This window comes from Pseudoalteromonas sp. S3776 (assembly GCF_005886915.1).
In the GTDB taxonomy this organism is placed as follows: Bacteria; Pseudomonadota; Gammaproteobacteria; order Enterobacterales; family Alteromonadaceae; genus Pseudoalteromonas.
The window spans coordinates 164,434-188,738 of the sequence record NZ_PNCU01000015.1 but is presented as its reverse complement, the minus strand read 5'-3'; the positions used below and the strand labels follow the sequence as shown (position 1 = coordinate 188,738).

17 protein-coding genes are annotated in these 24,305 nt (G+C 39.5%); 16 read left to right on the top strand and 1 reads right to left on the bottom strand.

From position 1 onward, the window contains the following. Nucleotides 1–29 precede the first annotated feature (29 nt). The 9 genes from CWC16_RS08000 (at nucleotide 30) to CWC16_RS07960 (ending at nucleotide 16,298) form a co-directional block, all read left to right on the top strand. Nucleotides 30–1,025 (top strand): WD40/YVTN/BNR-like repeat-containing protein, encoded by a 996-nt coding sequence (locus CWC16_RS08000; protein WP_138541161.1) that lies wholly within the window; start codon nucleotides 30–32, stop codon nucleotides 1,023–1,025. Then, nucleotides 1,025–3,346: an efflux RND transporter permease subunit gene (locus tag CWC16_RS07995; RefSeq protein WP_138541160.1), complete on the top strand. Its 2,322-nt coding sequence runs from the start codon at nucleotides 1,025–1,027 to the stop codon at nucleotides 3,344–3,346. Before CWC16_RS08000 ends, CWC16_RS07995 begins: the two co-directional genes overlap by 1 nt. Before the next feature lie 213 nt (nucleotides 3,347–3,559). Beyond that, entirely contained in the window at nucleotides 3,560–8,401 is a 4,842-nt protein-coding gene (locus tag CWC16_RS07990; RefSeq protein ID WP_138541159.1) for an NAD-glutamate dehydrogenase, read from the top strand. A gap of 117 nt (nucleotides 8,402–8,518) precedes the next feature. Next, nucleotides 8,519–9,529, top strand: coding sequence for a quinone-dependent dihydroorotate dehydrogenase (gene pyrD, locus CWC16_RS07985; protein ID WP_138541158.1), 1,011 nt, complete (start codon nucleotides 8,519–8,521; stop codon nucleotides 9,527–9,529). A 130-nt stretch (nucleotides 9,530–9,659) separates the two neighbouring features. Continuing rightward, nucleotides 9,660–10,190, top strand: coding sequence for a cell division protein ZapC (locus tag CWC16_RS07980; protein WP_055016001.1), 531 nt, complete (start codon nucleotides 9,660–9,662; stop codon nucleotides 10,188–10,190). Nucleotides 10,191–10,279: 89 nt separating this feature from the next. Continuing rightward, nucleotides 10,280–12,397 carry a bifunctional 23S rRNA (guanine(2069)-N(7))-methyltransferase RlmK/23S rRNA (guanine(2445)-N(2))-methyltransferase RlmL gene (rlmKL, locus tag CWC16_RS07975; RefSeq protein WP_138541157.1) on the top strand — a complete coding sequence of 706 codons (2,118 nt, stop codon included), beginning with the start codon at nucleotides 10,280–10,282 and terminating at the stop codon, nucleotides 12,395–12,397. Beyond that, nucleotides 12,390–12,626, top strand: coding sequence for a glutaredoxin family protein (locus CWC16_RS07970; RefSeq protein ID WP_138541156.1), 237 nt, complete (start codon nucleotides 12,390–12,392; stop codon nucleotides 12,624–12,626). Before rlmKL ends, CWC16_RS07970 begins: the two co-directional genes overlap by 8 nt. Nucleotides 12,627–12,639: 13 nt before the next feature. Next, nucleotides 12,640–14,550 carry an ATP-binding cassette ATPase Uup gene (gene uup, locus CWC16_RS07965; RefSeq protein ID WP_138541155.1) on the top strand — a complete coding sequence of 637 codons (1,911 nt, stop codon included), beginning with the start codon at nucleotides 12,640–12,642 and terminating at the stop codon, nucleotides 14,548–14,550. An 11-nt stretch (nucleotides 14,551–14,561) separates the two neighbouring features. Further along, entirely contained in the window at nucleotides 14,562–16,298 is a 1,737-nt protein-coding gene (locus CWC16_RS07960; protein WP_138541154.1) for a DUF3466 family protein, read from the top strand. Nucleotides 16,299–16,357: 59 nt separating this feature from the next. On the opposite strand, the gene CWC16_RS07955 is transcribed toward CWC16_RS07960, so the two are convergent. Continuing rightward, a complete protein-coding gene (locus tag CWC16_RS07955) occupies nucleotides 16,358–16,864 on the bottom strand; it encodes a DUF2062 domain-containing protein (protein ID WP_055016018.1) in 507 nt (168 codons plus the stop codon). Between CWC16_RS07955 and CWC16_RS07950 the strand changes: the two genes are divergently transcribed. The 7 genes from CWC16_RS07950 to tcdA are packed head-to-tail and all read left to right on the top strand — an operon-like array spanning nucleotide 16,844 to nucleotide 24,305. Beyond that, a complete protein-coding gene (locus CWC16_RS07950; RefSeq protein WP_138541153.1) occupies nucleotides 16,844–19,108 on the top strand; it encodes a DNA internalization-related competence protein ComEC/Rec2 in 2,265 nt (754 codons plus the stop codon). The genes CWC16_RS07955 and CWC16_RS07950 overlap by 21 nt on opposite strands. Before the next feature lie 60 nt (nucleotides 19,109–19,168). Continuing rightward, nucleotides 19,169–20,914: a lipid A export permease/ATP-binding protein MsbA gene (gene msbA / locus CWC16_RS07945; protein ID WP_138541152.1), complete on the top strand. Its 1,746-nt coding sequence runs from the start codon at nucleotides 19,169–19,171 to the stop codon at nucleotides 20,912–20,914. Further along, complete coding sequence (lpxK, locus tag CWC16_RS07940; protein WP_138541151.1) at nucleotides 20,911–21,891, top strand: tetraacyldisaccharide 4'-kinase; 981 nt, start codon at nucleotides 20,911–20,913, stop codon at nucleotides 21,889–21,891. Before msbA ends, lpxK begins: the two co-directional genes overlap by 4 nt. Next, a complete protein-coding gene (locus CWC16_RS07935) occupies nucleotides 21,881–22,078 on the top strand; it encodes a Trm112 family protein (RefSeq protein ID WP_055015993.1) in 198 nt (65 codons plus the stop codon). Before lpxK ends, CWC16_RS07935 begins: the two co-directional genes overlap by 11 nt. Further along, nucleotides 22,066–22,827 carry a 3-deoxy-manno-octulosonate cytidylyltransferase gene (gene kdsB, locus CWC16_RS07930; protein ID WP_138541150.1) on the top strand — a complete coding sequence of 254 codons (762 nt, stop codon included), beginning with the start codon at nucleotides 22,066–22,068 and terminating at the stop codon, nucleotides 22,825–22,827. Before CWC16_RS07935 ends, kdsB begins: the two co-directional genes overlap by 13 nt. A gap of 2 nt (nucleotides 22,828–22,829) precedes the next feature. Beyond that, nucleotides 22,830–23,501, top strand: coding sequence for a TIGR01621 family pseudouridine synthase (locus tag CWC16_RS07925; RefSeq protein ID WP_064387338.1), 672 nt, complete (start codon nucleotides 22,830–22,832; stop codon nucleotides 23,499–23,501). Then, the gene (gene tcdA / locus CWC16_RS07920) at nucleotides 23,502–24,305 is read left to right on the top strand and encodes a tRNA cyclic N6-threonylcarbamoyladenosine(37) synthase TcdA (protein WP_138541149.1); all 804 of its coding nucleotides are present in this window, start codon (nucleotides 23,502–23,504) and stop codon (nucleotides 24,303–24,305) included.

The following is a 24,305-nucleotide window of genomic DNA, read 5'->3' as shown; positions in this document are numbered from 1 at the left end:
ATTTCTTCAGTTCAAGGCGATTAAAATTTATGAAGTATTTGGTATATGCCAGCCTGATTATAAGCGGTGCAAGTGTTGCACAAGATGCACCTTTACAAGCTATTAGCGCAATTAACGCAAATAAAACTCTCCTCACCGATATTACAAATACAGGCGCTGGCCTTGTTGCAGTTGGCAAACACGGTACTGTTATAAAAAGCATTAATGGTGAAAAGTGGCAGCAGGCACAAAGTGTACCTACGCAAGTTTTGTTAACTGCCGTCGATTTTAGCACCGAGACTAACGGCTGGGCATGCGGGCACGATGCCACAATAATTAACACCACCGATGGTGGGTTAAACTGGCAATTACAACAAGCAAAGCCAGAGCTCGATAAGCCGTGTTTAGATATTTACTTTGAGGATGACTCAAAGGGGTTTGCTGTTGGTGCTTACGGGATGTTTTACCAAACAACCGATGGTGGACAACATTGGCAAAAACGCTTTTTAGACTCTTTATTATTTAGCGAAGACAGAGAGTATTTAAACGACTTAAAAGAAAATGACCCTGAGGGTTACGAAGCTGAAACCGCTTCTATTTTGCCGCACTTTAATCGCATTGAAAAAACAGATAATGGCTTAATGTTGGTTGGCGAAATGGGGCTAATGGCACGCAGCCAAGATAACGGCGTCACTTGGCAACGCCTTGATGAGATTTATCCTGGCTCTTTTTTTGCCGTTGCATCTGATAGCGAACAAGAAATAGTGGCAGGTTTACGAGGTAATGTGTTTGCTAAAAGTAAAGGCGAGCAGCAGTGGCAACATTTTGAAAATGTGAAAACAGCCACAGTAAACAACATCATAAATTATAATAACGAGCAGTGGTTATTACTTGCTAACAGTGGCGTTATTTTTCATTTAAAAGATGGCTTACTGACTCATGAACAACGTCCCGATGGCAAAGCGATACTAGATGGCGTAATAATTAATAATAAATTGGTCATGGCAACAGAAGATGGCATTAAAGTGAAGGAGTTGACCCCTTAATGCATACGTTTTTAGATTTTTTAGAAAAAGCGGTATTTAGACACCGTACAATCATGTTAATCGTATTTGCGTTTATAACATGTTTTTTAGGTTATAAAGCCACTCACATTGAATTAGACGCCTCGTTTAACAAAAATATACCGCTAAATCACGAATACATGAAAGTGTACACAAAGCATGAAAAACAATTTGGCGGCGCAAATAGCATTTTAATTTCGGTGTGTGATGACAGTGGCAACATTTTTAATCCCGAATTTTTCACCCAATTAAAAGCAGTACACGATCAACTGTATTTTATTCCTGGTGTAAACCGTCCATTAGTTAACTCTATTTTTGCGCCTAGTGCGCGTTTTGTCGAAGTGGTTGAAGATGGCTTTGCTGGCGGCCCTATTATTCCTGCAAACTTTAAAGCTGATCAAAAAGGCTTAGCGGTTGTAAAAGAAAACATTGAAAAAGCAAAAGTAGTAGGGCGTATGATTGCCAGCGACTACTCATGTGCCATGGTGACAGCACAGCTATTAGAGACCGATCCGCAAACACAGCAAAAGTTAGATACACTCGCTTTTGCTGAAAAACTCGAAAGCCAACTAAGAGAGCCACTAAGTACAGACAAAGTGAGCATTCATATTATTGGCTTTGCAAAAATGGCAGGAGATATAGCACAAGGTGCTAAAGGTGTTGTGCTGTTCTTTGCAATCGCAATTGCATTTACATTTATTATGGTTTGGTTATTTTGTGGCAGCCTTAAGCTCACTATTTTACCAATTGCCTGTTCTATTATTGCCGTAATTTGGCAAATGGGTTTACTTTCAAGCTTAGGGTTTGGCCTTGATCCTATGTCTATTTTGGTCCCATTTTTAGTGTTTGCGATTGGTGTAAGCCATGGCGTGCAAATGATAAACGCGATTGGCAAAAAAGTAGGCGAAGGTAAAAGTACGCGTATTTGCTGTCAGTCAAGCTTTAGAGCATTACTTGTACCCGGTGGTATTGCGCTTCTTTCTGACACAGTTGGCTTTTTAACACTCCTTACCATAGATATTGGTATTATTCGTGAACTTGCTATAACGGCCAGTTTAGGTGTGGCTGTAATTATATTTACTAATTTAATTTTACTACCTGTGTGGGCATCGTACTTAAACTTTGCAAATACAGTGCATATTCAAGCTGGTGATGCTCAAAAACCAAATATGCTTGATGCAATTCGTAATTTATTAGTTAAGGCAACAGACCCTAAAACCGCTAAAGTGATCATCGGCTTTACGTTAGTTTTATTTGCATTAGGTTACTGGCAAGCAGATAAAATGCGTATAGGTGATTTACATGCAGGTGCGCCTTCACTGCACCAAGATGCTCGCTATAATCAGGATACTTTTTTAATATCGGACAAATACACTATTTCGTCAGATATTTTAAAAGTGATTGTTGAAGCTTACCCAGCAGCATGTACAGAGCACGATGTAATGGAGCGTATTAGTCGTTTTCAATACAAAGTAGAAAATGTAGCTGGGGTGCAATCGGCGGTTAGTTTAAGCTCGGTCGCGCAGTCGGTGAATGCAGGTTACAACGAAGGTAACTTAAAATGGCAAAGCTTACCGCGTAATTCAGCCAGCTTAGTACAATCTACCGCACGAGTAGAAACCAGCACCGGTTTACTTAATGGTGATTGTTCTGTCATGCCGGTGATTATCTTTTTAGATGATCACAAAGCGCAAACTATCGATACTGTAATTCAAAGTGTTAAGCAATTTGCACAAGAAGAGGGCACAGATAAGCTTGCCTTTAAATTAGCTTCGGGCCCTGTTGGGGTAATGGCTGCTACAAATGAGTCGGTATCTGCTGCGCAAATTCCGATGATGCTTTACGTTTACGGCGCCGTAATAGTGTTATGTTTAATGAGTTTTAGAAGTGTTAAAGCAACAATTGCTGTGGTATTACCGCTTTATATTGTATCAACACTCGCGCAAGCCTTGATGGTACAGCTTGAAATTGGTCTAACCGTGTCTACATTGCCTGTTATAGCGCTTGGTGTAGGTATTGGGGTTGATTACGGCATTTACATTTTGTCATCTATGATGGGGCAGCTTAAGCAAAATGTACCGCTTAGTGTGGCTTACCGTAACGCGCTTGTTGAGCGTGGTAGTGCAGTATTATTTACCGGTATTACGCTTGCGATAGGTGTAAGCACGTGGATATTCTCTGATCTTAAGTTTCAAGTAGATATGGGAATACTACTTACCTTCATGTTTTTAGTGAATATGTTAGGTGCAGTGCTGCTTTTACCTGCGATAGGTAGCTTACTGTGGACCGACCAGAAAAAATAAAGTGAATAATTGTGCTCCTAAATGACCAGTAATGGTCATTTATATCTATATTTTGTGAATAGATGACCAAATAGCTGAAATGCTTAAAATGTTTTCATCGAAAAGGCTGTTTATTAGCGCTAAAAGGGTTAGAATTTAACTGACTCCACGCTAATAAATGGCTGTACAAATATTCTGCTTAACTAAAAGCAGTAATAGATTAAGGAACATACAATGACACGAAATGAAGGCCAAGCCTCGGTTATCCTAGATAATGTCTGTAAGCTTATCCAGAAAAAAGTTCACGCTGATAATGTGTTACTCGTTGAGAAATTCGCCAAAGCCTTGTACAGCAACATGTCTAAAGAGGATTTGGCAAATCGCAATGACAGTGACTTATACGGTGCTGCACTCAGCCTTTGGAATGCACTAGAAAAAAACACCACGGACGACGCAGTAATTCGCGTTTTCAACCCTGAAGTAGCAAAAGATGGCTGGCAGTCATCGCATACAATTGTAGAAATCATCGCTAAAGATATGCCTTTCTTAGTTGATTCTGTTCGTATGGCTATGACCCGTGAAAATATAGCTTCTCACTTGTTACTTCACAGCCCGCTTAAAATTCAGCGTGACAAAAACGCTAAAATTTCTGGCTTGTCAAATTTAAAAGCAGAGCAAGAATCTACCTCGACTAAAACAGTATTCTTTATCGAAATTGACCGTCAAACAGACGCGTCTGTTATTTCATCATTTAAAAAAGAATTAGAATCTGTGTTAGTTGATGTCTCTATTGCGGTAGACGATTGGCAACCAATTCGCGAAAAGCTTGTGTCAGTTACTCAAGAAGTACCTAAACGTAAGCACAATAAAAATAAAAACGAAGTATCTGAAGCCGTTGAATTTTTAGACTGGCTAGCTAAAGATAACTTTACATTAATGGGTTATCGCGAGTATGAATTAACACCAGTGCAAGGTGATTACCAATTAAAAGGTAAAATGGAAACTAGCCTGGGTTTAATGAAAAACTCAACAGATGAGCACACACGTTTATTGTCTGAATTACCAGAATTTGCCCGTCAAGAAGCACTAAGCAGCAATTTATTGGTGTTAACGAAAACTAACTCTGTATCTCGCGTGCATCGCCCAGCGTACATTGACTACGTTGGTATTAAACGCTTTGATGACGAAGGTAATGTAGTCGGTGAAGACCGCTTTATTGGTTTGTTCTCATCAAGTTTTTACAACAACAGCGCAGCAGATGTGCCAGTTCTAAAAACTAAAATTAACCGTATTATGGATATGTGTGACTTTGCTAAAGGAACACATGCGTACAAAGCGGTACTAAATATTTTAGAGACTTACCCTCGTGATGAGCTTGTTCAGGCGCGCGAAAGTGAATTATTAGAAGTATCGATGGGCGTTTTACAAATACAAGAGCGCGATATGTGTCGCTTATTTGTGCGTAAAGATGCTTACGGGCGTTTCTTCTCTTGCATGGTGTATGTGCCACGTGAGCGATACAACACAGCGCTGCGCCGTGAAACACAAGATATTTTAGCTGACGCCTTTAATTCTGACGAAAAAGTCGAATTTACTACCTATTTCTCTGAGTCAACACTGGCGCGTACACATTACACCGTTCGTGTGACCGATAACAATATCGAATATAACGTGAAAGACATCGAAAACAACCTAGTAGAAGCTGCTCGTACATGGGAAGATAAATTACAATCTGCACTGTTAGAGTCAGCAGGGGAAGCCCGCGGTAATGAGCTAAATCGTAAATATTGCAACGCGTTTGCACGCTCTTACAAAGATGAAGTACTACCGAGTGCTGCGGTTGTCGATATTGAAAAACTAGAATTGTTAAACGACGAGAACAAACTAGAAATGCTGTTCTACCGTCCGCAAGAAGAAGCTAACAGCAATATTGTACGCCTAAGCTTGTTCCATAAAGATGAGCCAATTCACTTATCTGATGTTATGCCAATGCTAGAGAACTTTGGTTTACGCGTTGTAGGTGAAACGCCATATTCTGTTAAAACAAGTGATGGTCGTATCAATTGGATCATGGATTTCTCTATGCTGATTGACAGCAAAGGGATGGCCGACTTTGATAAGATTTCTGCTCGTTTTCGCGCTGCATTAACTAATGTATGGGGCAACCGCCTTGAAAACGACGGCTTTAACCGCTTAGTATTAATGGGTGGTTTAACAGGTCGTGAAGCCTCTATATTACGTGCCTATGCAAAATATATGCGCCAAATTGGGGTTACTTTCTCACAGACCTACATTGAGAGCACGTTTGCAAACTACCCGCATATTGCTGCGCAAATAGTTAACTTATTTGCTAAAAAATTCTCAGTAAAAAGCCCTGCAAGCCCTAAAACACTTGAGAAATTAAGTGCACAAATTTACTTAGAGCTTGAAAACGTAGCGAACCTTGATGATGACCGTATTATACGTTTATACGTAGATATGATAGTGGCAACACTGCGTACAAACTACTTCCAAAAAGATGAATCAGGTCAGTTTAAATCTTACGTGTCGTTTAAAGTACAGCCTAGCTTAATTCCTGATATGCCGCTTCCGCTGCCAGCATTTGAGATTTTTGTATACTCTCCGCGTGTAGAAGGTGTGCATTTACGTGGTGGTAAAGTTGCGCGTGGTGGTCTTCGTTGGTCAGACCGTCGTGAAGATTTCCGTACTGAGGTACTAGGCTTAGTAAAAGCACAACAAGTTAAGAACACTGTAATTGTTCCTGTAGGTTCTAAAGGTGGCTTTGTATGTAAGCAGCTACCGAGTGAGCGCGAAGCCTTTATTAAAGAAGGTCAAGAGTGTTACAAAATTTTCATTCGTGGTTTATTAGACATTACCGATAACATTGAGCGTGGTGAAATTGTACCGCCAGCTAATGTAACACGTCACGATGAAGACGACCCATACCTCGTAGTTGCAGCCGATAAAGGGACTGCTACCTTCTCTGATATTGCTAACGGTATTGCTAACGAATACAACTTCTGGCTAGGTGATGCGTTTGCATCAGGTGGTTCAGTAGGTTATGACCACAAGAAAATGGGCATAACAGCAAAAGGTGCATGGGAGTCTGTTAAACGTCATTTCCGTGAAATGGATATTGACTGTCAAACTACCGACTTCACCGTGGTTGCTATTGGTGATATGGCCGGCGACGTATTTGGTAACGGCATGTTATTGTCTAAGCACATTCGCTTGCAAGTTGCGTTTAACCATATGCACATATTTGTAGACCCTACACCAGATGCAGCAACGTCTTACCCAGAACGTGAGCGCTTGTTTAATCTGCCACGTTCATCATGGGAAGATTACAATAAAGATCTGATTTCAGCGGGTGGTGGGATTTTCTCGCGCGCAGCTAAATCGATTTCTTTAAGCCCAGAAATGAAAAAAATGTTGGGTACTAAAAAAGCAAGCATGACACCGAACGAGTTAATCAAAGCCTCATTAATGATGGAATTTGATTTACTGTGGAACGGTGGTATTGGTACTTACATTAAAAACAGCCACGAAACAGACGCTGATGTAGGCGATCGGGCAAACGATGCGCTGCGCATAAACGGTAAAGACCTTGGCGCTAAAATTTTAGGTGAGGGTGGTAACTTAGGTGCAACCCAATTAGGGCGTATCGAGTTTGCAGCCAAAGGCGGGCGTGTAAATACCGACTTTATTGATAACGTGGGCGGTGTTGCGTGTTCAGATAACGAAGTAAATATTAAAATTTTACTTAACGGCTTAGTTTCAGAAGGTGATTTAACACGTAAACAACGTGACGAGTTACTTTACTCTATGACCGACGAAGTATCTGAGCTTGTACTTAAAGATTGTTACCGTCAAACACATACATTGTCGATTACACAGTCTAAAGGTGCATCAACGCTTAAAGAAAAGATCCGCTTTATTCATGCCCTTGAAAAAGAAGGCAAGCTAAACCGTGCAATTGAGTTTTTACCAACTGATGAAGAGTTGGCAGAGCGCGCTGCAGCAGGTAAAGACTTAACACGTCCAGAGCTTTCTGTATTAGTTTCGTACGCAAAAATGGTGCTTAAAGAGTCTTTAGTGACAGATGAAATTACTGAAAACCCTTATTACCGTCAGCTACTAGTTAAGTCTTTCCCGCGTCCACTACGTGAGAAATTTAACGACGCGATGGATAACCACCCACTGCGCAAAGAAATCATTGCAACAAAACTGGCGAACAATATCGTTAATGACATGGGCTTAAATTTCATGGTACGCATGAACGAGGAGACCGGTGCTAACGAAGCTGAAATCGCTATGTGTTACTCAATTGCGAGTGAAATTTTTGAAATGCGTGAAACCTGGTCATCAATCAGCGCGCTAGATAATAAAATCCCAGCTGCAGTTCAAACAGAAATGTTGTACCAACTACGTCGTACTGTTCGCCGTGCAACACGCTGGTTCTTACGTCATCGTAATAAATCACAAACAATTGAACAAGCAATCGAGTTTTTTGCACCTACGTTTAAAGATTTAAGCGAAAACTTAAATACGTACATGCAAGATAAAGAGCACGAATGCCTTGCGGGTAAGGTTAACGAGCTAGCAGAGAAAGGTGTGCCTAAGCAAATTGCTAAGCGTATTATTGACCTTTCTAGCCTGTTTTCTGTTATGGATATTGCTGAAATAGCGCATAATTCAGGCCGCAGCGTGGCGATGGTATCTAATACCTACTTTAAACTTGGCTCGCGTATGGGCTTACACTGGTTCTTAGACCAAATTACTAATCAGCCTGTCTCTAACCATTGGCAAGCACTAGCTCGAGCGTCGTATCGTGAAGAGCTTGATTGGCAACAACGTACACTTTCTCATGTTGTGCTAAACAGCTTTGAAGGTGACGAAAACGATGTTGATAATCAAATTGATCAGTGGATGGCAAGCCAAGATCTATTGTTACAGCGTTGGAAGCAAATGTTAGCTGAGTTTAAAACGTCACAAAGCCATGACTTTGCTAAGTTCTCAGTTGCACTGCGCGAATTGATGTTGTTAAGCCACAACTGTGATACTTCAGGAAAATAATTTAGCTTTAATGGGTTATTTATTCAGTAAATAATCAGTTAATTGTTAAAATTGTTATACAATACCTCAGCCTAGTCTGAGGTATTTTTTTGTCTGTAATTTTAAGAGGAACAATTCATGTTTTACGATCTAGCCCGCCGTTTTATGTTCACCCGAGATGCTGAATGGGCACATGAGTTTGCACTTAATAACTTACGCCGTTTTGCTCACACCCCTTTAAACGCAGCTTGGTCTCAACAATTACAAGATAAACCAGTCAACTTTTTAGGCCTTGAGTTTAAAAACCCTGTAGGTTTAGCTGCAGGTTTAGATAAAAACGCTGAATGTATTGATGCCTTTAGCCAAATGGGTTTTGGTTTTGTAGAAGTAGGCACGGTTACCCCGCGCCCGCAAGCAGGCAATGATAAGCCGCGTATTTTTAGGTTACCTCAGTCAAATGCCATTATTAACCGAATGGGCTTTAATAACAAAGGGGTTGATAATTTAGTTAATAACGTAAAAAATGCTAAATACACCGGTATTTTAGGTATTAATATTGGTAAAAATAAAGATACTCCAAATGAGCAAGGCAAAGACGACTATATTCATTGTATGCGTAAAGTGTTTGAGCATGCTTCGTATATTACTGTCAATATATCCTCTCCTAATACGCCAGGTCTGCGTGATTTACAATATGGCACTGCACTTGATGATCTATTGCAAAGTTTAAAAAATGAGCAGCTCGATTTAATTGCCAAACATAATAAGCAAGTACCTATGCTGGTTAAAATAGCGCCAGATCTTGATGAAATACAAATTGAGCAGGTAAGCGAGTCACTTTTAAATAATAAAATTGATGGTGTTATTGCCACAAATACTACGCTTGAACGCAGTGCAGTAATGGGTCAGCAATACGCCGATGAGGCCGGTGGTTTATCTGGCAGCCCGGTAAGAGGGCGCTCTACGCAGGTAGTTAGCGAACTTAAGCGTTTAACACAAGGTAAATTGCCAATTATTGGTGTAGGTGGTATTGATGATGCGCAATCCGCTCAAGAAAAGCTAAATGCAGGCGCAAATTTAGTGCAGGTTTATACTGGGTTCATCTACAAAGGGCCACAATTGGTAAAATCGATCGTTGATTCCTTATAAGGATCAGTTATGTAAGCTTTTGATCGTTCAATAAATGTTCTAAACAAATGTTTTAAAAATGGTCAAAAGCCGTTATAATCTAATATTAATGTCTTAATTAAAAATAAATTTTTAAACAAGGAGGAGGCAAATGTTACAAGCAACAAAACAATGGCAGTGGATTGCATGTGCAAATAAAAACCGCTTACTACTTGATTTAAATGACGATATGCAACTATGCACACCGTATAAATTAAGACAACTCACCGACTGTGTATTTGAAAACCCGCGTTTTAGCTTAGAAGATGCTGCTTTTTATGAGCAAGTATACAATTACTTAGATGGTTTTGAGCTGTATAAGCCTGCACAAATTTGCCAAATTGCGCTCAATGCCACTGCTGTAAAATTTCACTTAAAACCGGTTCTGGCTAAAAGTTGGTTTTTTGAAGAGTACACTGGCACCCAGCCAAGTACAGAAGCCATCGTTAAACTTACCTCAAAAGCACAAACCGGTGAGTTTTTAATTGTTGAACATTGCCCTGATGCGTCAATTTGCCTAAACCTTAACGAAACATTCAAACTTGATGATAATTTGTCTCTTGAGCAATTTGAAGTTATCCGCGTTTTAAACAACCGCGTTCACCCTCTATTACTTGAGCAATACCAGAGTAAATCAGCTTAGCTAATTTATAAATCGAGCTGCGTTTATCAAGTGTTTGTCAGCCAACCTATGTTATAATCCTGCGCAATTAGCTATTAAGGGTTATTACTTTGCAATTTATCGCACTTACTTCTATCGGAATCGAAAATTTACTTGTTGATGAACTAACAGAACTAGGCGCTGCTGTGTCTAAACAAACTGTGGGTTCTGTTCGCTTTGAGGCAGATTCAACATTGGCGCAAAAGGTTTGTCTATCAACTCGTTATGCAACACGTGTGCTGATGCTTATTGAAGAAAAAGAAGGCGTTAATGATAAAGATAGCCTGTATAAATTTGCTCGATTTCAGCCATGGCAAGAATGGTTTGGACCAACACAAACATTTGCTGTTGATTTTACTGGTACCAACGACGCTTTAAAAAATACCCAGTTCTCAGGCTTGGTAATTAAAGATGCAATTGTTGACTATTTTAATGATTTATACGAACAGCGCCCAAATGTGGATAAGCAAGATGCCAACGTGCGTGTTGTTGCGCGTTTAAACCGTCATGGTGTTGCTCTGTATATTGATTACTCGGGTCCTCGTTTATCCGAGCGTGGTTATCGCCAAGGCCAAGGTAAAGCCCCAATTAAAGAGCATTTAGCGGCAGCGATTATTAAACGCAGTGGTTGGCTTGAAAATGTAAATCAACCTTTATTTGACCCATGTTGTGGTGCCGGCACAATTTTAATAGAAGCGGCGGGCATGGCTCGCAATGAAGCACCTGGTTTATTTAGAGAAGGGTTTGCGTTTGAGCGTTTACCCAGTTTTAGAGCGGCTAAATTTAAACAACTGCGTGAGGAATTAATTGCGCAAATTACCGATCCTAAATTGTGGTTAATTGGCCATGATTACGATGCGCAAGTTCTTGATAAAGCCATTGCCAATGCTGAGCGAGCAGAGCTAGGTAATGTTATTAAGTTTAAGCAAAGTGATGCGACTAAGCTTACCTCTGTCGCTAAATTACCTGGCGTGGTAATTTCTAACTTACCGTACGGTGAGCGTATTGGTTCTATGGCCGAGCTGGTAAATTTACATCGCAGCATGGGCGTGGGTTTTAAAAAGCACTTTAATCATTGGAAGCTTGCGTTACTAGGCATGGATGAAAGCCTATTTAAGCTGTTAAAACTGGTTAAACAAAAGCGTTATAAATTTAAAAATGGCCCATTAGATGTAGAGCTAAATTTATATCAGTTAGATGATAAACAAGTAAGCCTGACAAGTGATGACAAACCGGCGCTTAATTTTGAAGGCTCGATGTCGTTTGCTAATCGTCTAAAAAAGAATAAACAGAGCCTCAAAAATTGGCTTAAACAAAACGAAGTACAAGCTTATCGCGTTTATGATGCTGATATTCCTGAGTACAACGTAGCGGTTGATATTTATGGCGACTCTGCTGTTATTTTTGAATACGCAGCACCTAAAGAAATTGACGAAAAAACATCAGAAAAGCGTCTTCAAGATGTGATTAGCTTAACTGCACAGCAGCTAAGCATTGCGCCTGAAAACATAGCCGTTAAAGTGCGTAAAAAACAAAAAGGGGAAGAGCAGTACACCCCAATGGCTAAACAAAACCGTACTATGGTGGTGGAAGAGTTTGGCGCTAAGTTTAAAGTAAACTTGTTTGATTATCTTGATACAGGACTATTTTTAGACCATCGTTTAGCACGTCGTTATATTCAGCAAAATGCAAAAGACAAACGCTTTTTAAACTTATTCGCCTACACAGGTACAGCCTCTGTGCACGCGGCACTTGGTGGTGCAAAAGCAATTACCACTGTTGATTTATCAAAAACCTACCTCAAGTGGGGCCAAGATAACTTTGCGTTAAATGATATTAGCAATACCCGTTACCGTTTTGAGCAGGCTGATTGTTTAAAATGGCTAGAATACGCTCAAGGCCAATACGATTTAATATTTTTAGATCCCCCAACGTTTTCTAATTCTAAACGAATGAAAGATGCGTTTGATGTGCAAACCGATCATATTAAATTACTTACTTGGGTTAAAAAAATCTTGAGCCCGTCGGGTACATTAATTTTTTCTAATAACAAACGTGGTTTTGTAATGGATGAAGTGGGTTTAATGGGCTTGGGGTTAAAAGCTGAAAATATTTCAGACAAAACGTTATCACCTGACTTCAAACGTAATAAAAAAATACACAACAGCTGGTTGATTACCCATGGCTAGTTATGTTTTGTACCACACTGATGGCTGTCATTTATGTGAGCAAGCGGAGCAGGTTTTATTATCAGTTTTAGGTAATAAAAACACACTTCAATTAACCGATATTATGACTGATGAGCAATTATTAGCGCGTTTTCAGTTAAGTATTCCTGTATTTGAGAGCAAAACTGGCCAACTTTTGTATTGGCCGTTTGATGCACAAACAGTGCATGAATTTTTAGCGCAAGAATAAAAGAGCAGTATTTATGGATTTAATAAGAATACAAAAAGCGCAGTTAGCTTATGGCACCCACCCACTATTAGATAATGCCGATGCGGTTATTGAAAGTGGCGAGCGCGTCTGTATTGTAGGGCGAAACGGCGCAGGTAAATCAACACTTTTAAAAGTACTTGATGGCCAAGTAATTTTAGATGATGGCGAAATTAACCAATTAGGTGGCATTAAAATCTCTCGTTTAGAGCAAGATCCACCTAAAGGGGCAAACGGCTCAGTATTTGATTACGTAGCGCAAGGCATGCCTGATATAGCCAATTTATTAATTGATTATCATCATGTGAGCACGCAACTACAAACTGATTGTACCGACAAATTACTAAATAAACTTGAGCGATTATCTAACGAATTAGAAGCGTGTGACGGTTGGCGCTTTGATTCGCGAATTCAACTAGTATTAACGCGTTTAGAGCTTAGCCCGGATGCTAAGTTAGAATCACTATCGGGTGGGTGGTTGCGTAAAGTTGCTTTAGCTCGGGCATTAGTCAGCGAGCCTGATTTGCTGTTGCTCGATGAGCCAACTAACCATTTAGACGTAGACAGCGTTAAATGGTTAGAGCAGTTTTTAAAAGAGTTTAAAGGCGGTATTGTATTTATATCTCATGACCGTGCGTTTATTCGTGCTGTTGCAACGCGTATTTTAGATTTAGACCGCGGTAAACTTATATCTTACCCAGGTGATTACGCAACCTACCTCGAACAAAAAGCGCACGACTTAAAAGTAGAAGAAACACAAAATGCGCTTTTTGATAAACGCTTAGCTGAAGAAGAAGCATGGATCCGTCAAGGGGTTAAAGCGCGTCGTACACGCAACGAAGGCCGTGTACGTGAACTAAAACAGTTACGTGTTGAACGCAAAGCCCGCGTAGAGCAAGTAGGTAAAACTGATTTTAATATTGAAACGGCAGACAGATCAGGCAAGTTAGTATTTGAAGCAAAGCACTTGAGTCATGCATTTAAAGATAAAGTAATTGCTGATGATTTCTCTACCCTTGTTATGCGGGGAGATCGCATTGGTTTAGTCGGCCCAAATGGTATTGGTAAAACAACACTACTTAAGCTGCTGTTTGGTGAGTTAGAAGCTGATAGTGGGCATGTTAAGCAAGGGGTGAACCTTGAATTTGCTTACTTTGACCAATACAGACAAAAGCTTGATGAAGAGGCTACTGTTCAAGATAATGTTGCCGAGGGTAAACAAGAGGTAATGATGGGCGGGCGTTCTCGTCATGTACTAGGTTACCTGCAAGACTTTTTATTTCCACCGGCACGTGCACGTACACCTGTAAAAGCACTCTCTGGTGGTGAAAAAAATAGACTTTTACTCGCGAAATTATTTTTAAAACCTTCCAATATTTTAGTACTCGATGAGCCAACCAATGATTTGGATATTGAAACATTAGAGTTACTTGAAGAAATTATTAATCAGTATCAAGGAACTGTGCTTATAGTAAGCCATGACCGTGAGTTTATTGATAATACATGTAGCAGTGTATGGGCGTTTGAAGGGGATGGTAAAATAACTGATATGGTGGGGGGGTATACCGATTACCAAGCTTATTTAAGTTATTTAGCCGAGCAAGAAAAACAGCAGCAAGCACCAAAAAAAGACGTAAAACCTGCGCCTGTTTCTGTTAAAAAACCTGAAAACAAAAGCACTAAGCTTTCTTACAAATTAAAACTTGAATTAGAGCAACTACCCAATAAAATGGAACAACTTGAAGCCGCTGTAGAAGCGCAGCAAGCTGTAGTGAGCGATCCTGACTTTTTCAAACAAGATAGTGACGTTACCACTAATGCATTGAACCATTTAGCAAAACTTGAGTCTGACCTTGAAGCCGCGTTTGAGCGCTGGGAAGAACTTGAAGAATTACAGAATCAGTAGTAAGGATTAAAATGAAATATAAATTACTCGCTGCCAGTATTTTAGCGACATTGAGTACATCTGCATTAAGTGCAACCTATGAATTAACAGAACTAGGTACTCTTGACGGCGCTAAACATTCTTACGTAACTGACGTAAGCGAAAGCGGGCACATTATTGGTACTGCCAACGGATTGTATAATTTACCAATCGACATAAGCTATATCGACTTTACCGAAAGCGTGATTGAAAATGCATACGACAGTGAAGAGTACAATTTTGAATTAAGTGATAAAGAAATCACGTTTACACTTGATGATATAGAAAATAACGATGCTGTTTTTAATAACGCCGATGCACATTCATTTATGGTCAGCTTTTTAGCTGGCAGGCCCACTGATTTTGAATACCAAAAACTAAGTGCGGTAGTGGGTATTAAATTTGACGATGGCATTGTTACTGAGCAAGTTTTATTTGACGAAGAGTCGGTTGATTACGATGGTTTAACACGTTCTATTAGTAACTTTTATAACGCGGTAAGCGAAGATGGCGTGAGTGTTGGCTGGAGTGCAGCACCATACGATAAAGTTTCATTTACCCCAGATGGTGAAGATGAAGAAGAAACATGGTTTACTCATGACTTTATAGAACGCGGTATTGTTATTTCTGAAGATGGCACGCAAAAGGTTGAGCTAGTTCCTGATTTTGACGATTACGGCGGTACTAGCCGCGCTAACGATATTATAAAAACAAACGACGGCTATACGGTAGTTGGCTATGTTTCTACAGGTATTCCTGAAGATCGTCTTGATAATATTGAAGATAACTGTGATAACGAAGACGAACCAACCTCTACATGTGTACAATTATTAAATTCGAGTGTTACTACAGGCGTATTTGATGAGCGTGCGGTAAAGTGGGAGCTTGATGAAGCATTTAATATCACTTCTACTGAAATACTGGGTTTGGCCTTAACGCCAGAAGATGATGACGATTTTGCCTTTACAAGCACTGCGCTTGCACTTAATAACAATGGCACAATTGTAGGTTCGTCTAATGCTCGCTACTATAAAAATGACGACACGATTTTAACAATGCCTGTGTATTTTAAAAATGGTGACGTGTTTAATTTTATAGACCAAGAAGACGATTGGCTTTCAGGTAAAGCACTTGCAGTAAATGACAATGATATAATTGTTGGTTATGCATCAAAACGCATTGAAACCACACTTCGTGATCAGTTTTTCTATCATGATATAAGTACGGGCAATACCGTTTTCCCTACTGGTTACTTTAATAGCTCAAGTGCTTATGGTAATGACATTAATAACCAAGGGTATGCTGTTGGTGAAGGCGAAGTGGGTACATCTGAAAACAGCCGCCGTAAAGAAGCGTTTATCTATAAAATTGGTGACGATAAGATTACCAATCTAAACGATTTGCTCCCTTGTTACGAAACAGATGGTGAAACAGACTACGCCTACACGATGGCAGAAGCAAAGGTTATCAATGAAGATAATGAAATCTTTGGTGTAGCTACTAAAACCGTTGAAAAGCGCGATACCTTTGGTAATGTAGAAACTGATCTTGAAGGTAATATCGAGTACGAAAGTGTTGCTGTTGCAGTAAAACTTACACCTATTGATGGCGAAGTAGAAGACTGTGCCGCTATTGAAGAAGAGCTTTATGAAAGAAGCTCTGCAAGCTTCCCATGGTATACACTACTGTTGTTACCGCTTGTTGGCTTACGAAGAGTATTTAGATTTTAAGCTTAAGCCTGTCGATAAAAAAACCAACTTATAAAAGTTGGTTTTTTTTCGGCTATAATTTACTGATTACGCGCAAGCCATGCTTTTCGTACAGAGCGGCGCCAAATAATATCAATACTAAAATAAGCAATAACAGAAGCGATAGAAGCACAGACCAATGAGCCAATTAAAAATGCAGGGCCTATGGTAGAAAGGCTTTCTAAAAACCATGCCCAACTGGCTTCAAATGCAAAATGCTGCTCTGGTTGGTTTAAAACGAGCGTACCTACAAGGTATGAGCCATAAAATATTGGCGGCATTGTTAGTGGGTTGGTAAGCCATACTAATGCAACAGAAATAGGTAAGTTTACTCTAAAAACAATGGCTGCTGCGGCTGCTAAAACCATCTGAAAAGGAACAGGGATGAATGCAAAAAATAAACCTACTGCAAATGCGCCTCTTGCAGAGCGTCTGTTCAAATGCCATAGATTGGCGTCTTGTAATAGGCGGCCGAATATTCTAAGTGTTTTATGATGCCTAATTTTATTAGGATCAGGTAAAAATCGTTGAATCGTTTTCTTAGGCATTTCAAGCAACCATTTACTTCAGTGTGGATTAGTCTTGGATTTGTAATTGGCTGTATTTCAACCGTATTTTATTATCAAACCCTTGAGTTTACAGTCATCACAATATCTGTCCTTATTGCGAGCGCCTATTTTAAGCCGTTTTTAAATGTTTTGTTAGGGTTTATTTTAGCTATTTGCTGCATTGTTGTGCACTTTTACCTGTTTTATAGCTATAAGTTGCCAAATGTTGAAAATAACTACGCTTATCCAGCCACAATCTATGTTGATGAAGTCATCTCAGCAAAGCAACCACAGTATATAAAAGCAACGTTATTAAAGCTTAATGGGGATGAAATACATAAATTTAAAGCGCCAAAAGCGATGTTAAGTGTCGATTCTGAGCAACTCATTAAGCACGGTGATACCTTTGATGCAGCAATAGCGTTGAAAGAATTTAGAACAATAAAAAATTTCAACGTGTTTGATAACAACGTGCATGCATTTAAACAGCGCATACTATTTAAAGGGAAAGTACTGAATAAACAACTCAGTATTTCGCATGGGGCTTCTCCTTCAATAATTATTAAATATAGAGAATTTTTAAAACGCACATTTCAAAAAACATCACTTAACTGGCTTTATTATGCACTATTAAGTGGTGACAAGTCCCTTATGTCCTTTGAAAATAAGCAAACGATGCAAAGCTTAGGCTTGAGCCATTTATTAGCGATTTCAGGGTTACATATAGGGCTTATATTCAGCTGTTTTTATTTATTATGTAAGTACACAGCATACATTTTGAAAGTTAGAGTAGCACAGTCCATCAACTTAACATTTTTTTATAGTTTTACCGGTTGGTTTGCAGCATTTATTTATGTGTATTTAAGTGATTTTTTACTCTCAGCCACTCGCGCTTTTATAATGTTAACATGCGCTTGGGTGCTGTACTTTGTGGCTAAACAGCCATTAAGATGGCGAAGCATATTATATGCCCTGGTCGCGGTATTACTTATTAACCCCTTTAATGTTTTAAACCCCGGGTTATATTTTTCTTTTATTGCTGTTGCAATTATTTATCTAGTTATAAAACGACTTCCTAAAACGAAATATAATTGGCTTAGCGTGCTATTGACGCTGTGTATTATTCAGGTTGCTTTGTTTATTGCGCTTATGCCTATTACCCTTATTTATTTTAGTGGTGTAAGTATTGTAGGGCTTATTATTAACCTAGTAGCCATTCCATTATTAAGCGTAGTAATTATGCCATGTTTGCTGCTAATTATGATTATTAGTACGGTGGTAGATATAACGCCTGTGATAGTGTTGTTCGATAATATGCTGCGCATTTTACTTGATTATATGGATACTATACCTTGGCAATACAAGTGGTTAGATATAGCGAAACCAAGCACGCTGTATTTAATTGCGGCTTATATATTTATTTTAATAGCGTGGTTTAGCCCGTTTAAACGTTTGGCAATTATTCCCTTGTGTGTTGCATTGGTTGATTACATGTTTTTACCTAAACCGCTTTGGCAGTTACATGTGTTTGATGTGGGGCACGGGCTAATGACATTACTTGAAAAAGATAATCAAGCATTGGTTTATGACTTTGGACCTAGCTACTTCAACCGATTTAGCCGTACATACAGTGTGTTAATTCCGTATTTAAAAGCCCACAATTTAACTGTTAGTGATTCCATAATAAGCCATCAAGATAATGACCATGCAGGAGGAGCAGCGCATTTTATTAAAGCGGGATTTGGGGATAGCTTTAAACGGTTTCATCCACATGGCACTACCACGCGATGTAACTCTTTGGACTATAACTTTAATGACTTGCATATCAGTAGTTTTTCGAGTGATAAATATGATAATGAAAACGATAACTCCTGTGTGTTATTAGTTAAATCGCCACAATTTACGATGCTATTAACGGGTGACATTTCTAAAGCGCGTGAGCTGAGCCTTATTAAAACTCATTCATTGCAAGCCGATGTGATTTTAAGCCCTCATCACGGCAGTGATACGTCTTCTAGCATGGAATTTATCGACCATGTTAATCCGCACACCGTTATTCACTCAACAGCCTTTGAAGGACAGTGGCAATTTCCAAGTGAAAGCGTGGTTTCGCGCTACAAAGCAATAAATGCTAAACAATATGTGACTGCTCTTGATGGGCAAATTACTGTGAGTATATATAAAGATGGCTTTGAAGTGACAACGGCTCGCAAACACGAAAGTTATTGGTTTATAGAAGATTGACGTTTAGTTTTGGCTGTTTGAAGGATACAATAAGGGCTGAAATTGTATAACGAGAGTAATATGAGTCAAAGTACTACACAAATCTATAAGCGGTTGATTTCTTACGTCGGTGATTATAAAAGCGTTGCCTTCGTTGCTATTATTGGCATGATCGGCTACTCAGGTATGGATGCTTTATTTATTCAATTAATGAAACCTTTTATTGATGAAGGCCTAAATCAACGAAATAACGAAGTGTTAGCTTATGCTCCTTTTGTAGTTATTGCGTTAGTTATAGGGCGTGGCCTGTTTAATTTTATGTCTTCTTATTGCTTAAGCTATGTAGGCTCGCAAGTAGTACGCGCTTTACGCCAGCAGTTATTTGAACACATATTACATTTGCCTGTGTCGTTTCATGATAAAAACTCAACAGGTGATTTAATTTCAAAAATCACCTTTGACACAGAACAAGTTCAGCAAGCAATTACTAAAGCATTACTAATTGTAGTACGTGAAGGCGCTTTTGTGGTTTTTTTACTTGGCGTTATGTTTTATACCAGCTGGAAGCTTTCACTGATATTTTTAGTGATCATTCCTTTAGTGGCAATCATTGTTACGTTTGTATCTAAACGTTTTCGCCATATTTCGAAGAACATACAGTCTGCCATGGGCCAGGTTACCCGAAGCTCTGAGCAAATGTTGAGTGGCCATAAGGTTATTCATGGGTTTGGTGGCCAACAACAGGAAATCGACCAGTTTGCTAAAATCAATAATCATAATCGCCAGCAACGAATTAAAATGGATGCCACTAAAGCGTTAAGCGTGTCGGTCATTCAAGTACTAGCGGCCAGTGCAATGGCTGTTATTTTATGGGTTGTTTCTATGCCCTCTATGATAGATACGATTAGCTCTGGCGATTTTGTTGTACTTATTTCATCTATGATGATGCTTTTACGCCCGCTTAAACAATTAGCAAATGTGAACAGTGATATGCAGCGTGGTATTTCTGCAGCGCAAAGTATTTTTTTAGTTTTAGATGAAGAAATAGAAAAAGATAAAGGTACTTACAGCGTAGATAAAGTGAAGGGCGAAATTGAGGTTAAAAACGTGACCTTTAAATACCCCACTAAAGATGAAGCTGTTTTAAATAACCTATCAATAAGTATAAAAGCCGGTGAAAGCATCGCGCTTGTAGGGCGTTCAGGCTCGGGTAAGTCAACTATTTCTAATTTATTACCACGTTATTATGACTTAGAAGCACCCAGTGAAATTTTGCTCGACGGCGTTGCACTTGATAAATATAAACTGGCAGATTTACGCCGCCAGTTTGCTTTGGTATCTCAGCAGGTGGTGTTATTTAACGACACAATTGCTAACAATATTTGTTATGGACTAACCCGTAAAATAACACCGCAGCAGTTAGAAGAGGTGATCAAACAAGCCCACGTATGGGAATTTGTTAAAGATTTACCTGAACAGCTCAATACCATGGTTGGTGAAAACGGGGTGATGCTCTCTGGTGGTCAACGTCAACGTATAGCAATTGCGCGCGCTATATTAAAAGATGCGCCTATTTTAATCTTAGATGAAGCAACATCAGCACTAGACACCGAGTCAGAAAAGCTCATTCAGCAAGCACTAGATACGTTAATGCAAGATAAAACGTCGATTGTTATTGCGCATCGTCTATCAACAATTGAAAACAGCGACAAAATATACGTTATCGACGGCGGCCGGGTGATTGAAAGTGGTGATCACCAAAGTTTACTTGCCAAAGACGGCACGTATTCTGCGCTTTGCAAAATGCAATTTGGTGAACACGGGTGAGTAAAATCGAGCAAAGCTGGTATAAACCATTTGGTTTTATAACACTACTTTTATTGCCGTTAGCTGCACTTTTTTGGTTAATTGCCAGTATTAGAAAAGGGTTTTATCAATGTGGTATTGCTAAATCTTTTAAAGCTAAATCTAAAGTGATTGTGGTGGGCAATATAAGTGTAGGTGGAAATGGCAAAACGCCATTTGTATTATGGCTGTACGAATACTTGTCAGAGCAAGGCCTAAAAGTGGGTATTATTAGCCGTGGCTACGGCGGTAAAGCAAAAAGCTACCCGCTGGTGGTAGAGCGCGGTGTAACAAGTGCGCAAGCCGGTGATGAGCCAATACTTTTATTTAATCGTTTAAAGTGTCCTCTAGTGGTTGGGCCGGATAGAGAAGCCAATATTACATTATTAGAGCAGCAATTTTGTCTGGATGTCATTATTTCTGATGATGGTATGCAACATTATAAAATGGCGCGCGATATAGAGTGTTGCATTGTTGATAGCCAAAGGCGGTTTGGCAATGGCTTTGTTATGCCCGCAGGACCATTACGTGAAACAAAACACAGATTAAATAGCGTTGATTTAGTGATTGAAAATGGTGGGGGCGCACCACATAGCTACGTTTTAAAAACGAGTGGGCTCAGGCACGTTGCTGACAATACTTCAGTGAACAAAACAATTGAACAAGGCCATGCGGTTAGTGCTATTGGTAACCCGAAGCGTTTTGAAAATACACTAGAAGATCAAAATATTCAGCTGCTTTCAACGCATCATTTTAGAGATCACTATGCTTATAGTTTGGCTGATTTTACTCAATTTAATGACGACAACGTATTAATGACAGAAAAAGATGCGGTAAAATGTAGAGACTTTGCAAAAGATAATTGGTACTACCTACCTGTTAATGCAAAACCTACAGACGCTGTTATACATAAATTAGATTTATTATTAAAACAAAAAGGGATCCTCAATGGCCTTTGATACAAAATTACTTGAAATAATTGCTTGCCCTGTGTGTAAAGGAAAGCTTCGTTTTGATAAAGACAATGCAGAACTTATCAGCACCGCAGCCAAACTTGCATACCCTGTACGCGACGATATACCAGTACTTTTAGAAAATGAAGCACGTGAGCTATCTCAAGATGAGGTTGATAAGTGGAATTCGTAGTTGTAATACCTGCACGTTACGCGTCTACCCGTTTACCTGGCAAACCATTAGCCGACATTTGCGGTAAACCTATGATTCAACATGTGTATGAAAAAGCGTGTTTGTCAGGTGCAAGTAAAGTGGTTATTGCAACCGATCATCAAAAAGTGTTTGATGCTGTTAAATCGTTCACAAATGATGTGCTCATGACAAGAGAAGATCATCAATCAGGTACTGAGCGCTTGGCAGAGGTGGTTGACTTACTTAAGCTAGATGCTGAAACCGTGGTGGTAAATGTACAAGGCGATGAGCCATTACTTGCCAGCGAAAACGTATCTCAAGTTGCCACTTTACTCAATAATTCGAGCGCGCCAATGGCAACATTAAGTGTAGCCATTGAAGAACAAGAGGAAGTATTTAATCCTAATGCAGTGAAAGTAGTTAGTGATATTAATAAAAATGCGTTGTACTTTTCACGTGCCAGTATTCCGTTTGACAGAAGCGCAATGTTAAATAACGACAGTGTGTTAGATATAACGCCTTTTCAACGTCATGTGGGTATATATGCTTATCGCGCGGGCTTCATTAAGCAGTATATTGAGCTAAGTGTATCGCCGCTTGAAGTACTTGAGTCGCTAGAGCAACTTAGGATGTTATACCATGGTTACGCTATCAAAATTGAGCAGGCTAAAGTAACGCCACATGCTGGGGTTGATACGCCCGAGGATCTAGAAAAAGTGATTGCCTACCTAAAAGCTAAGCAAGCTTAATAATGGTAAAAAGAGAATTACCCATCGTGTTTAGCCACGCTGATTTTTACATATTTGAAAAACCAGCGGGGCTTAATTTTCACTCAGAAGGTGAAAAAGGGTTTGTGGTATTAGCTGAGCAGCAAACGGGCGAAAAATTATTTGCTGTTCACCGCCTTGATAAAGTGACCTCTGGCCTTATTATTCTTAGTCGCAATAAAGATGCCGCTGCTAAATTTACGTCTCTTTTTACTGAGCATGCAATAAACAAGTTTTATTTAGCAATAAGCAATGCTAAACCTAAAAAAAAGCAAGGGTGGATAAAAGGTGATATGGCTAAGTCTCGCAGGGGCATGTTTAAGCTTTTACCGACCATGCAAAACCCAGCCATTACCCGCTTTTATTCTTTTAGTTATAAGCCGGGGTTTAGGGCGTATATATTAAAGCCATATTCGGGTAAAACTCACCAACTTAGAGTGGCATTAAAAAGTTTAGGGACGCCAATTTTAGGCGATTCACTCTATAGCGGTAGCGCAGCTGAGCGAGCGTATCTTCATGCCTATGCGTTAAGTTTTGTATGGCATGGGGAGCAAATTAATTGCACTTTGCTGCCTACTAAGGGTGATGAGTACCAGCAATTAATTAATCATCAAGAATTTCAAGCATGGCAATCGCCGTGGGAACTGGATTGGTAAATGAGCGAAAAAGTAACCGATATTCGTTTTGGCGGAATTAAACGCCTATACGGTAACCAACAATTTGATTGGCTACAACAAGCCCATTTTTGTGTAGTGGGAATAGGCGGTGTAGGAAGTTGGACCGCCGAAGCTTTAGCACGTACAGGCGTGGGTAAGATCACTTTAATTGACTTAGATGATATTTGCGCGACGAACGTAAATAGGCAAATTCATGCGCTTAGCGGCAGTATTGGTCAGGCCAAAGTAGATGCAATGAAAAGTCGCTGCGAACTGATAAACCCAGAGTGTGAAGTAACTGTGATAGATGACTTTATTACTCTTGAAAATATTCGTGAGCATATTCAAGGTTTTGATTACGTTATTGACTGTATTGATGCAGTTAAGGAAAAAGCAGCGCTTATTGCTCATTGTAAGCGCAATAAAATGCCTATTATTACTACAGGCGGCGCGGGCGGGCAAACTGATCCTAGCCAAATAACATTTGGTGATGTGGCTAAAACCACGCAAGATCCGCTACTTGCTAAAGTGCGTTATATTTTACGCAAACAATATAATTTTAGTAACAACCCAAAACGCAAATTTAATATTGATTGTGTGTACTCAACTGAGCAACTAGTTTACCCAGGCAGTGATGGCAGTGTATGCCATGCTAAACAAAATGCTGATGGTACAATGAATATGGATTGTAATAACGGGTTTGGCTCGGTCACTATGATCACAGGAAGTTTTGGCTTTTTTGTAGCGGCTAAAGCGGTACGTAAATATTTAGATAAAAAACAGCGTTTACAACAAGCTCAATAG

Bases quoted from the DNA above. Each gene is read 5' to 3' on its own strand.
- msbA (WP_138541152.1), top strand. From the start codon at position 19,169: ATGAGTCAAAGTACTACACAAATCTATAAGCGGTTGATTTCTTACGTC.
- uup (WP_138541155.1), top strand. From the start codon at position 12,640: ATGGATTTAATAAGAATACAAAAAGCGCAGTTAGCTTATGGCACCCAC.
- CWC16_RS07980 (WP_055016001.1), top strand. From the start codon at position 9,660: ATGTTACAAGCAACAAAACAATGGCAGTGGATTGCATGTGCAAATAAA.
- CWC16_RS07925 (WP_064387338.1), top strand. From the start codon at position 22,830: ATGGTAAAAAGAGAATTACCCATCGTGTTTAGCCACGCTGATTTTTAC.
- tcdA (WP_138541149.1), top strand. From the start codon at position 23,502: ATGAGCGAAAAAGTAACCGATATTCGTTTTGGCGGAATTAAACGCCTA.
- CWC16_RS08000 (WP_138541161.1), top strand. From the start codon at position 30: ATGAAGTATTTGGTATATGCCAGCCTGATTATAAGCGGTGCAAGTGTT.
- pyrD (WP_138541158.1), top strand. From the start codon at position 8,519: ATGTTTTACGATCTAGCCCGCCGTTTTATGTTCACCCGAGATGCTGAA.
- CWC16_RS07970 (WP_138541156.1), top strand. From the start codon at position 12,390: ATGGCTAGTTATGTTTTGTACCACACTGATGGCTGTCATTTATGTGAG.
- CWC16_RS07990 (WP_138541159.1), top strand. From the start codon at position 3,560: ATGACACGAAATGAAGGCCAAGCCTCGGTTATCCTAGATAATGTCTGT.
- CWC16_RS07960 (WP_138541154.1), top strand. From the start codon at position 14,562: ATGAAATATAAATTACTCGCTGCCAGTATTTTAGCGACATTGAGTACA.
- CWC16_RS07935 (WP_055015993.1), top strand. From the start codon at position 21,881: ATGGCCTTTGATACAAAATTACTTGAAATAATTGCTTGCCCTGTGTGT.
- CWC16_RS07995 (WP_138541160.1), top strand. From the start codon at position 1,025: ATGCATACGTTTTTAGATTTTTTAGAAAAAGCGGTATTTAGACACCGT.
- CWC16_RS07955 (WP_055016018.1), bottom strand. From the start codon at position 16,864: ATGCCTAAGAAAACGATTCAACGATTTTTACCTGATCCTAATAAAATT.